5 protein-coding genes, 1 rRNA gene and 1 pseudogene are annotated in these 11,664 nt (G+C 41.1%); 1 reads left to right on the top strand and 6 read right to left on the bottom strand.

The annotated features are described in order from the left end of the window. Positions 1-129 precede the first annotated feature (129 nt). The 5 genes from V7K97_RS22765 to ftsH all read right to left on the bottom strand — a co-directional run bounded on the left by V7K97_RS22765 (position 130) and on the right by ftsH (position 10,767). Positions 130-1,587: an ATP-binding protein gene (locus V7K97_RS22765; protein ID WP_334803262.1), complete on the bottom strand. Its 1,458-nt coding sequence runs from the start codon at positions 1,585-1,587 to the stop codon at positions 130-132. 297 nt (positions 1,588-1,884) lie between these two features. Continuing rightward, positions 1,885-7,164 (bottom strand): trifunctional serine/threonine-protein kinase/ATP-binding protein/sensor histidine kinase, encoded by a 5,280-nt coding sequence (locus V7K97_RS22770; protein WP_334803263.1) that lies wholly within the window; start codon positions 7,162-7,164, stop codon positions 1,885-1,887. An 81-nt stretch (positions 7,165-7,245) separates the two neighbouring features. After that, entirely contained in the window at positions 7,246-7,494 is a 249-nt protein-coding gene (locus V7K97_RS22775) for a hypothetical protein (protein ID WP_334803264.1), read from the bottom strand. A 237-nt stretch (positions 7,495-7,731) separates the two neighbouring features. Then, complete coding sequence (locus V7K97_RS22780) at positions 7,732-8,646, bottom strand: DUF928 domain-containing protein (protein WP_334803265.1); 915 nt, start codon at positions 8,644-8,646, stop codon at positions 7,732-7,734. A 201-nt stretch (positions 8,647-8,847) separates the two neighbouring features. Next, positions 8,848-10,767, bottom strand: a complete 1,920-nt coding sequence (ftsH, locus tag V7K97_RS22785; RefSeq protein ID WP_334803266.1) for an ATP-dependent zinc metalloprotease FtsH — start codon at positions 10,765-10,767, stop codon at positions 8,848-8,850. Between the two features lie 263 nt (positions 10,768-11,030). On the opposite strand from ftsH, the pseudogene V7K97_RS22790 reads away from it, so the two are divergent. Continuing rightward, a pseudogene (locus tag V7K97_RS22790) lies at positions 11,031-11,183 on the top strand (IS701 family transposase); the annotation flags it as partial. Positions 11,184-11,572: 389 nt separating this feature from the next. On the opposite strand, the gene rrf reads toward V7K97_RS22790, so the two are convergent. Then, positions 11,573-11,664: ribosomal RNA gene (rrf, locus tag V7K97_RS32145) — 5S ribosomal RNA — on the bottom strand; the annotation flags it as partial.

Raw genomic sequence — 11,664 nt, forward strand, 5'->3', positions numbered from 1 at the left:
CTCCAAACTCCAAACTCCAAACTCCAAACTCCAAACTCCAAACTCCAAACTCCAAACTCCAAACTCCAAACTCCAAACTCCAAACTCCAAACTCCAAACTCCTAACTCCAAACTCCAAACTCCTAACTCCTAACTCCTAACTCCTAACTCAGCACTCGCCACTGGAATGACGATCGCTAATTCTGTGCCTTTGCCTAACTCAGATGTCACTGTGAGTTGTCCACCATGTTTTTCTTCTATAATTTGCCGGGAAATTGTTAATCCTAAACCAGTGCCCTTACCTACTGGTTTGGTGGTAAATAAATAACCAAACAGTTTTTGCTTGACATTTTCAGACATTCCCTCACCATTGTCTTGCATTCGGATCGAGATGTGATGCCGATCTTCAGACAAAGCGGTGGTAATTGTGAGGCGATTGGGATTGTCTTGAATTTGTTGGAAATAACGCCCTTTGTTAGATTCTTCTAAGGCATCAACGGCGTTGGCGATGATATTCATAAAAACTTGGTTGAGTTGCCCAGGAAAGCATTCTATTTGAGGTATTTGACTGTAATTTTTGACTACTTCAATGGCAGGACGATGCTCATTGGCTTTGATTCGGTGCTTGAGGATAAGTAATGTGCTTTCAATACCTTCATGAATATTAAAATGAACCTTGCGATCGCTATCTCCTCTAGAGAAGGTGCGAAGACTGGCGCTAATTCCCCGGATGCGATCGCTACCTTCTTTCATGGACGAGATAAGTTTGGGTAAATCTTCTTGGAGATAGTCTAAATCGATTGTGGCGATCGCTGACTCAATTTCGGCTCCCGGTTCGGGAAACTTTTGCTGATAAAGATTGATTAGTGCTAATAAGTCGTGAACGTAGTCCTGTGCAGGCTTTAAGTTGCCTGCAATAAAGTTGATTGGGTTATTTATCTCGTGGGCAATGCCTGTAACGAGGTTGCCCAGTGCCGACATTTTTTCTTTTTGGATGAGATTGTATTGTGTCTCTTGCAGGTGTTGCAATGCTTGAGTTAATTGTGCTGTTTGTTTTTCTATGGTGATTAAATCACGATATGACCTTAAAGCTGCGATCGCAGTTGTAATTAACTTTTGGCGAGTTAATTCTACCTTCAACTTATAATCATTGATGTCATAGTTCAAAATCACTGATTCTTCGGGCGCATCTCCCGGTTGTCCTGTGCGTAAAATCACCCGTACAATCTGATTTTTCAACTCCTCCCGAATATACTTAACCACCCTTAACCCAGCATCATTAGTTTCCATCACCACATCTAATAAAATAAACGCGGTATCTGGGTGAACCGCAATCAGCTTTTTGGCTTCTATTCCCGAAAAAGCCGAGAGGAAAATTAAAGGTTTTCCTTCATAGGTAAAACTTCTCAAAGCTAACTTAGTCGCTTGGTGAACTTCAGCATCATCATCCACAATGATCATTTTCCAGGTTTCTAATATCTCTTGTGCCTGAGATTCTCTCGCCACAAGAGTTAATTGAGTTTGATCGCTTATTTGCTCTTGTTCATCTTCAAACACGAAGACTTCATCGCCTGGCGATGAAAGGGAAATGTGGTTATTGTCAAGCATTTTCAACCAACCTTGTAAAAAATAACAATAAAAATGGTATTGCGTAAAAAGGGATGAGTGAGATAAGTGAGATGGGGGAAATAACTGCTAATTGCTAATTGCTAATTGCTAATTGCTAACTGCTAATTGCTAATTGCTAACTGCTAATTGCTAATTGCTAATTGCTAACTGCTAATTGCTAATTGCTAATTGCTAATTGCTAATTGCTAATTGCTAACTGCTAATTGCTAATTGCTAACTGCTAATTGCTAATTGCTAATTGCTAATTGCTAACTCCAAACTCCTAACTCAGCACTATTATAGAGGTAGTGTCACTGTAAATAGGGTTCCCTTTTCCACTTCACTGTCAACATCAATTGTTCCTTGTAGCTTTTGAGTAACTAAGTTATAGACTATATGCAGACCTAAACCACTGCCTCCTTTATGCCTAGCAGTGGTGAAGAAAGGCTCAAAAATTTTGTTTAAGTTTTCTTGCGGAATGCCGCAACCATCATCGCTATATTGAATCACAACGCGCTCGCTTTCTTGCTTCACCTCAATCCGCAACTGTCCTGATTCGTGAAGTTGATAGCCATGATTCAGGGAGTTCATCACTAAGTTGGTGATAATTTGCGCCAAAGCCCCAGGATAGCTATTGATGGCCACAGTTTCATCGCCTGTCACTATCAGGGTATGGGAAACTTGTTTGAGTTTGGGAGTTAAGCTAGTGACGATTTCTTCCAAATACTGCTTGACGAAAAATGTCCGTTGTTCCAAACTAGTCTGATCCACAGCTACTTGCTTGAAGCTTTGCACCAGTTCTCCGGCACGATTGAGGTTGCTGAGAAGCAGTTCAGTACTTTCCTTCGCAATTTCCAAATAGTTGTTTAAAACTGAGCGCTTTAATTGACCTTGCTCAACAGTCGTAATTAGCGATCGCGTTTCATCAGCTAATGTAGAAGCAACGGTGATACTAGTGCCCACAGGTGTATTGATTTCATGAGCGACTCCAGCCACAAGACCACCTAATGCCGCCATTTTCTCAGATTCTACCAGTTGCTTTTGGGTTGCTTTGAGGTCTTCTACAACTTGAGACAATTCTTGAGTTCGTCTGGCTACCTTTTCTTCTAGGGTGTTGTAGAGAGTAGCATTTTCGATAGAGATGGCGGCTTGAGAAGAAAGCAAATTTAGAACTTCCATTCGTTCTGGTGTAAAGGCTCCAGTTGTGAGATTATTTTCTAAATAAACAATCCCAATCAATTTGCCTTGATTGAGGAGAGGAAAACACAAAATAGACTTAGGTTGCTGTTGATGAATGTAAGCATCACGAGTGAAATTGCCTTCATTAACCGCGTCATGTAATACCACACTATCTTTAGTCCGGGCAACGTAATCGATAATCGCATTAGATAGTATTGGTTGACTGAAGGTTTTGATAGAGATAGCTTCAGTAACTTTAACTGTATCTGAGTTAATTGTTCCTGATGCTCTAATTTGCCATTCTGCATTTTGGTTGAGCAGTAAATAACCCTTTTCTGCCCCAGCATTTTCAATGACGATTGTCATCAGTTTAGTTAATAAAGTATCGAGCTTAATTTCTCGTCCCAGAACGTGGGAGGCTTTGAGAACACTGTTTAAATCTAAGGAAGTTGATAGGGTGGTACTCGTGGAGGTGATTTTAGAGGTTGGAAATTGAGAGTTTATTTGAGCTTGGGTGAAAAATTGGGGATAGCGTTTTTCTAAATCTTCTACTTTAGCTTTAGCACCCCAACGAGTGTAGGCATAGTGGGCATTAAATAGGTAATCTTGAGCAATTTTTTCTTTACCCCATTGCAGATAAAATCTGGCAGCGAGTTCATAGCTGAGGGCTTGTTCGTTGAGATATTCATGTTCTGTTGCTTTGGCGATCGCGCGATCGTACATCTCTATGGCTTCAGCTTTTTGCCCTAAAACTCGATACCGTTCCGCTTCCACTAAATAAAATTTGTGTAAGAAATTTGTCGGCGCGTGGTGTACCCATTTCTGCATTTGGGCTTGATTGGCTGTGACTTTTGCTAATAAGCTTGCTTGTGGGGCATCAGTATATAAAGCTAAGGCTGTCAGAGAATCATAAAAATTGAAAAGTACTACGGTTATCTGTCCTAATAGTGCATTTAGACACTTTTCTAACTCTTGGGCATTAGCTGCGGCTTGCGGGAAATCTTGGAAGAGATAGCACAGAAAAAGCTTTGAGTAATATAGATGTGCCAAACCAGTTGTATCATTAGCTTGCTGATGCCAGAGCAGCATTTGTTCTTCTTGATAGACTTCCCCACTTAAACAACAGGAGTTTTCAGATACCGTTACCAGATTTAAGCTTAACTGCCAATAAATAGCTAGATACGAAAGAGCTACTTTGTTTTGGACTTGACTCATAGCATGATGGTAGTCACTAATTTGCCGTTCAAATTCTCCCAAGTCTTGGCCAGTCGCCCAGGAATGCAGGCTATCAAAGACTGCACAAAGACCTGAAAATTCTATATCTCCTTGCTCTCTACCAATTTGATAGCCTTCCTTTAAGGATTTGATGGTTTTCTGGAGTGGTTCTTGCCAATGGTAGACGGTAGTATAAATTACAGCGATGATGTAACATTTGAGATGTTTAGCATCGTAGCGTTCTAATAAGGTCAAAGTAAGTTTACCAAATTGATAGCCCAAGGGAATCTCATCCAAGGCTCCACAAAGAATTAAGCTATACATTCCATAGCCAACCGTTGATAATTCGGTGTTGCCGTATTCTAGAGATAGATTCACCATCTTTAAAACAATGAATGGGAGTATCTCATGTCCTCCTCGGTAGGAGGGTCCGATGATCCTGGAAAGAATTTGCATCGCTGCTAATTGTTGGGCTGACTGCATTTGGGGTAGGTTGATTAAGTCTTCAACTTCTCTTTTTGCCAGACGATCTGCTGTTTGCTGTAGTGCTTTGCTCAGTTCTAAGTGACTCAGAGTAGAGGGAAAGTTAATTCCCAAGGCTTGGAGAACTTCTAAACCGGTGGCGATCGCTGCTGGTAATTTGTTCTGCACTGCAAAGGCTTGGATTTTCAGATCGTAAACTCTCGTCTTGTCTAACAAAACTTGAGCATTTTGCATTGCCTCCTCTACCCATATATTCATCTGTGTGAAGTCACCGTAGACAAATGCTGCTTCTGCTGCTGACTTAAATAATGTCAAACTCAGGTCATAGTTTGTTTGCCAAGAATCTGCTGCTAGTAATTTAATGCCGAATGAAAAATATCCCAAAGCCGCTTCAGAAGCAGTTGCTAATTTAGCTTTACGTCCCGCCAATAAATTCAAATTTGCTAATTCATTTCGTTCATTTTGAGCGTCAATCAACTCTGCACCAATATTTAATTGATTAACAATTTCAAAAATTTTATCTTCTCGAACTAATGCTGAGGTATTGCTCAACATCAGTCGCCCAATTGTTAAATGAGTTGCTTGTTTTTGCCCTTCAGAAATTAGAAAATAAGCTGCTTGTTGGACGCGATCGTGCTGGAATTTACAATTAATATCAGCAGCTTTTTTCTCGTCTCTCAATAGTCTCAGATAATATTGATTATTTGAGACAACAATTAAGCCTTCTTTGAGTGCTGGTAATAAATCATCTAAAACTTGCTTGGCTGATTGCTGAGAAATCACTACCAATGTAGATAGATCAAAGTTATTGCCAATACAAGCAGCCAACTGTAATATTTTTTGGGTGTTTGCTGCTAAGTTGACAATTTTACTCGTCATTAATTCCACAACATTATCAGTAATGTCTTTGGTTTCAATTTGTTCTAAATCCCAATGCCATCTTTTTTTTATATAGTCAAAGCTGAGTAAATTCTCTGTATAAAGTGATTTCAAAAACTCAGCGATAAAGAAAGCATTACCTTGAGTTTTTTCACAAACCAAATTAGTTAACGCTTGAGTTAGGATAGTTGAAACTGACAATGTTTCGGCAATTAAAGCATTCACATCTTTGGGAGTGAGGTTTTTGAGATTAATCTCAGATACGATTCCTCCATCATTTTTAATTTCGTCTAAACTCATCGCCAAAGGGTGAGTTGTATCGACTTCATTATCTCGATAAACTCCAATGATGAGTAGATTTTGAATATCGCGATCGCTTAAAATAATCTTCAGCAGTTTTAGCGAAGCACTATCAGCCCATTGCAAGTCATCAACGAACAAAACGAGGGGATGTTCAGCCTGACAAATCGCCTTGATAAAGTTTTGAAAGACCAGATTAAAACGGTTTTGGGCTTCTTGTCCGCCTACTTGAGCTACAGAAGCTTGTTCGCCAATCACCAATTTTAAATTGGGAATGACATCAATTAAAACCTGTCCGTTATTGCCAACAGCAGCTAATATTTTTTCTTGCCATTGTCTCAAAATGGATTCACTTTCAGTCAATAATTGATTACACAAGTCATTGAATGCTTGAGAAATGGCGTAGTAAGGAATATTACGTTGGTACTGGTCATATTTACCAGTGATGAAATTGCCACGTTTGGCTGTAATGGGTTTATGAACCTCATTTACTAAAGCTGATTTGCCGACTCCAGAATAGCCTGCAACTAACATCAGTTCATTTGTACCATTGGTGATGCGATCGAAAGCCGTCAATAGCGTCTCTAATTCTGGTTCTCGTCCATAGAGCTTTTGCGGAATTATAAAGCGATCGGAGACATCTTGACTAGCCAAAGCAAAGACATCGATTTTGCCATTACTTTGCAGTTGATGCAAGCATTGTTCTAAATCTGCCTGAATTCCAGAAGCAGACTGATAACGGTCTTCGGCATTCTTTGCCATCAGTTTCATCACAATCTCACATAGCACTTGGGGAATCTCTTTTCTGTCCCCTATCCCCTGTCCCCTATCCCCTAAAAGTGGTGGTTGTTTCGCAATATGGCAATGAATCAACGCTAGAGGATCATCACCTTCAAATGGCACTTTACCTGTTAGTAATTTATAGAAAGTTACTCCTAAAGAATAGAAATCGCTGCGATAATCAATCGCTCGATTCATTCGCCCCGTTTGCTCAGGAGAAATGTAGGTAATAGTGCCTTCTAGAGTATTGGGATTTTTGAATGATTGGGTTTCTCGTGATAGAACAGTGGAAATCCCAAAGTCGATGATTTTTATCTGTCTTGTGTTGGGATTTAAGACAATATTTGAGGGGTTAATATCTTTGTGGATAATGTTAGCAGCGTGAATTTGTCTGAGGCTTTCGACAATAGAAATACCCAATTTAAGAAACTGTTCTAACTCGATTTTTCCAGCTAACTGTAATTGAGCTAAAGAAGTACCAGCGAAGTCTTCTAATACTAAAACTGGTCGTTGTTGATGAATTTCCAAAGCGTAAACTTGAACAACTCCAGCGAGATGGAGATTGTGGATAATGTCATATTCGCGCTGGTAACAAGCAATGCGTTCTGGCGAGGGATAAACATCTCGTAGGGTTTTGAGAATTACAGGTTGATTATCGGCTTCCCGGTAGCCTCGATATATCAGAGAATTGCTGCTTTCGTAGATTTGTTCAATAATTTGATAGCCGGAAAGCGTGAGCATAATTTGGGTACTCCTCAAAAGTGGGTTAATGCTGTCCTAGTCACTTTGTTAGAGTTAGTGTACCCATCAGCTTGGTGAGTCTTAAGCATGTGCGCCGCTAATTTTGGAGATTTTTTTACGAGTCGTGATGCGTAAGGGAACTCCAAGAAATAAATTATCCAATTTCACTCCTTCAAAACGGCTTTTTCTCCCCCTGTTTACTGAAGCTTGTCCATATTTCGGATCGACCAATTTAAACCCCTCCAGTGGAATCCCCGACCAACTGCGTTGTTTTCCCTTGGCGTTATTCTCACCCCAAATAACTATCTCCCCTGTGCTGGTATAAACCAACGCATCTAATAAAATCTATCAATATAGGTTGGGTTGAACGGCAGTAAAACCCAACATGAACATAGATCAAATTTTGGGTTTCGTTCCTCAACCAAACCTACAGATATTATGAGTGTTTAATCGAACCTGATATCAAGCCTTATCAAGTTAGGTTTTTAGGACTTGTGTACACCACTGTAGGGCTTTAGATATAGGGTTAAGCCCTTGTGGGGCTTAACTATGGTAATTCCAATTAATTTATTTCTGAGCAGTACAACAGGGCAATAAAGGCTTGTTTACAACATCTTTAATATCTACTGAATTCAACAAATCTTCCCAATATTTCTGAACTTCAGGATCATTAGGACGCTGGCGACGTAAATTAGCTAAAGTTCTCAGAGCATCTTCCCAAAATCCAGCTGTTGAAAATAAAACTGCCCGATCCAAGTCTGTGTTTGGTTGGTTTAGCTGAAGAGATAGGTTTTCATCTTGCGATCGCACAATCGTACCTTCTACATACGAGTCTTTATCGCGGTTACTATTATCACAAATCATCGAAAAAGTCCAATTATACTCTTTCCCGATTTGTAGAGGTGGCTGATCGGCAGGCACGTTTACACTAACGATACCATTCTGCCCAACAGGTTTGAAAGTTCCCTTATACAATGGGTCAACGCTATCACCATCCCGCAAAACAAATTCTAGTGCTTGTACTGTTGTAGAAGTTTGAGGAACGTAGAAAAAGAATGTCGGACGTTCTGCTGTGGTTTGTTGAGCTTCCTTATCTGTTGGTGTCAGGGGAATCAGATATTGTCCAGCTTGAAAGCAACTTCCCCGTGTTCCTGCTGATCTTACCCTACCAGGTCTACCAGGGACAAAGGCGATCCGATTTCTACCACGTTGAATGTAACTTGTAACATTTCTAATTGCAGTAGTAGCATATCTATCTCCAGGACGTAGCTGCTCTGCTTGCTGAAAATTCAATAAAGCTTTTCGATAGTTTCTCCGTTTGGTTTCATTATATCCAAGCTGCATATATTGAGTGTAAGCAGTTTTAGCTTGTGCCAGTTGGTAAACCGACTCTGTTGCCAAAACTTGAGTAGTGTTTACAGGCTCGAAGCCAAGAAAGGCTAAGGCAGAAAGCAGATAGCTTGCCCAAAATCTATGTTTCATGATGTCCATTTCCACTTGTAGTACATTGCTTGGTCTATATAATACAATAGCCTAAGCTTTACAGTGGCAAGACTTGATGTGTGCTAGTTTGTAGTAATGCTAAGATAGCCTTCTGACTTGTTTCCAATAAGATTCCCGACTTCTTAAAGGAAGTCGGGAATCTGAGATGCTACGTCTCTACATTATTTTTCACTCATATCTCTAATGAGGTATAGCCAATTTTGCATCGACTACCTCAGCATGATCGGCAACAATTTGGCGGAATGAATCGCCTTCTATTGTCTCCTGTTCTGCTAGCAAATCTACTAAACGCTCCAAAACTATACGGTTTTCTTGCAAAAGTTCTTTGGCCTTGATGTAGCAAGTGTTGACAATTTCACGCACCTGTGAATCAATTTTGGCAGCAATCTCTTCAGAATAGTCTGATTTATTCATCCAGTCCCGTCCTAAAAATACCTCTCCACTTTGATTTTCCAGTGATAACGGGCCTAATTCTGACATCCCGAAGCGTGTCACCATCTGCCGCGCCATCCCTGTGACGTGTTGCAAGTCGTTGCTTGCACCTGTGGTCACTTCTGGCTGACCAAAAACGATTTCCTCGGCGGCGCGACCACCCAAGGTAGCAGTAATTCTGGCTTTGAGTTGGGAACGGGAAATTAACCCCTGTTCTTCGTTGGGAGTAAACCAAGTTAATCCTAGTGCTTGTCCCCGTGGAATTAATGTAACTTTCTGCACTGGGTCATGCTCTTTGAGCAACGTGCCCACTAAAGCGTGGCCAACTTCATGATAGGCAATCAAGCGCTTGCTCTTGCTGTCTACTAATGCGGTACCTTCCATACCTGCAACAACTCGATCTATAGCAGCATCAATTTCTAAAAGGGTGGCAGCTTCTTTGCGCCTCCTCGCAGTAAGAATGGCAGCTTCATTGAGTAAGTTTGCCAAGTCTGCGCCAGTAAAACCAGGAGTGCGGCGAGCGATCGCTTCTAATGATACGCTAGGATCAATTTTCTTATTCCGAGCGTGGACTTTCAAAATTTCCAGTCGCCCTTTAAGATCCGGTGGATCGACCATCACTTGTCTGTCAAAGCGTCCTGGTCTGAGTAACGCTGTATCTAAAACATCTGGGCGGTTAGTGGCAGCAATAATAATTATGCCTGTGTTACCTTCAAAACCATCCATTTCGGTGAGCAGTTGGTTGAGGGTTTGTTCGCGCTCATCGTTACCGCCACCAATACCAGCACCCCGTTGCCTACCTACTGCGTCAATTTCATCGATAAATATTAGGCAAGGGGCATTCTCTTTGGCTTTCTTGAAGAGGTCGCGCACGCGAGATGCACCCACACCAACGAACATTTCCACGAATTCTGAACCGGAAATACTGAAGAATGGTACACCTGCTTCCCCGGCGATCGCTTTTGCTAGTAAAGTTTTACCAGTACCAGGAGGGCCAATTAACAGCACTCCTTTGGGAATACGTGCTCCCACAGCAGTAAATCTTTCTGGCTGTTTGAGGAAAGTCACAACTTCTTCGAGTTCTTCTTTAGCTTCTTCAACCCCGGCGACATCTTCAAATTTCACTCCAGTTTTTGCCTCCATTTGGAAGCGGGCTTTAGATTTACCGAAATTCATCGCTTGGCTAGAAGCATTAGTAGAGCGGCGGAGGAATAGTAGCATAAAAGCCGCCAGTGGCAAAATCCACATGAGATTGAACAACAGCCCAATAGCAGCTCGACTGTTAGCAGATGAAACTTCCCCAAAATCAACATTCTTATCTTTGAGTATGTTAATTAACTCTGTGTTTTGGGCCAGGAGTCTCACCTGTTGCGGTGGTGTATTCTCCTTTTGCCCCTTGAGATAAACCCTCGCTAGCTGTTCGGTTTCATCAAGCTCGACTTTTTGGATTTCTCCCGCCTTCACTTTCTTGAGCAAGTCGCCATAATTTAGAGAGGTGCTGCTGCTGCTATCTGCTTTTTGTGCCAAGACGGGAGAAGTCGAGAAAATTCCTGGCAACATAATCAAACTAGCAGCGATGCCTAGGGTGGGCAACGCCTTCGCACTAACCCAAGCAACCCGCTTTGATGACTGCCTTTTTACCAATGCTTTTTTTCCCAAATTTGTCATAATAATTACCCTTTGTCTGCTGGCACAAGTTGAGCTATGGTTTTATGCCTATTCTTCTATCAAAAATTGTAATAACTGGAAATTACACTTTTCTTATCTAGTCTAACTTCCACACAAAACCATTCCCAAGTTTCTTCCGGCGATCGCATGAAGTTGAACAACCAAGATCATTCTTTAGATTTATGCAGCTGTTAACACCAGACATTGGGCATTGGTCAAAGACTTACTGCTCCTCATCTTCCCCAGTCCACAGTAGATATTCTTTAAATAATCTGTGTCTCACTGCCCAACCACTCTTACTATTTTGGTTGATTTATCCCTGGATACATATTTTCCCCAATTCTAATTTATTACTGGGATTCAATCAATTAATTAGTGAAATGAATCAATTTAAACCCTGTTATGCTTCTGGATAATTTCACTTAGTTACTACTTGCTCACTCCGGAAAGTGACATGACAGAAGAGGGGTATATAACTTTAGCCACAAAACTTAGTTAGGGCTTGCTGAAAAAAAAGAAAAGGTTACAGTCTCTAGATTCTCAGACCAAAGAAGTATATTCAGGTGCAAGACAAGAAGGTTTTGCTGACTTTTCACGTTATGTGGAAAAGCTAACGATTGACCTAACCCCCTAACCCCCTTCCCTACAAGGGAAGGGGGAAAATTCAAAGTCTCTCTCCTTAAAGGAAGAGAGAAATAGAAGTGAGGTTTTCCAGATACCGTGAAAAGACAAGAAGGTTTTGCAACACACAAATAACAAAAGCCTCCTCAAATTATCATGAGGAGGCTTTTGTTTAAAAAATTAAACCTGGCATCGAGCTATTTTTGCGTAGGGCTACCCCTAAACTATCGTGGCCGCAGCAGCGTTTCACCTCTGAGTTCGGGAAGGGTTCAGTGT

Source organism: Nostoc sp. (assembly GCF_036917815.1).
Taxonomy (GTDB): domain Bacteria; phylum Cyanobacteriota; class Cyanobacteriia; order Cyanobacteriales; family Nostocaceae; genus Nostoc.

Bases quoted from the DNA above. Each gene is read 5' to 3' on its own strand.
- ftsH (WP_334803266.1), bottom strand. From the start codon at position 10,767: ATGACAAATTTGGGAAAAAAAGCATTGGTAAAAAGGCAGTCATCAAAG.
- V7K97_RS22765 (WP_334803262.1), bottom strand. From the start codon at position 1,587: ATGCTTGACAATAACCACATTTCCCTTTCATCGCCAGGCGATGAAGTC.
- V7K97_RS22770 (WP_334803263.1), bottom strand. From the start codon at position 7,164: ATGCTCACGCTTTCCGGCTATCAAATTATTGAACAAATCTACGAAAGC.
- V7K97_RS22780 (WP_334803265.1), bottom strand. From the start codon at position 8,646: ATGAAACATAGATTTTGGGCAAGCTATCTGCTTTCTGCCTTAGCCTTT.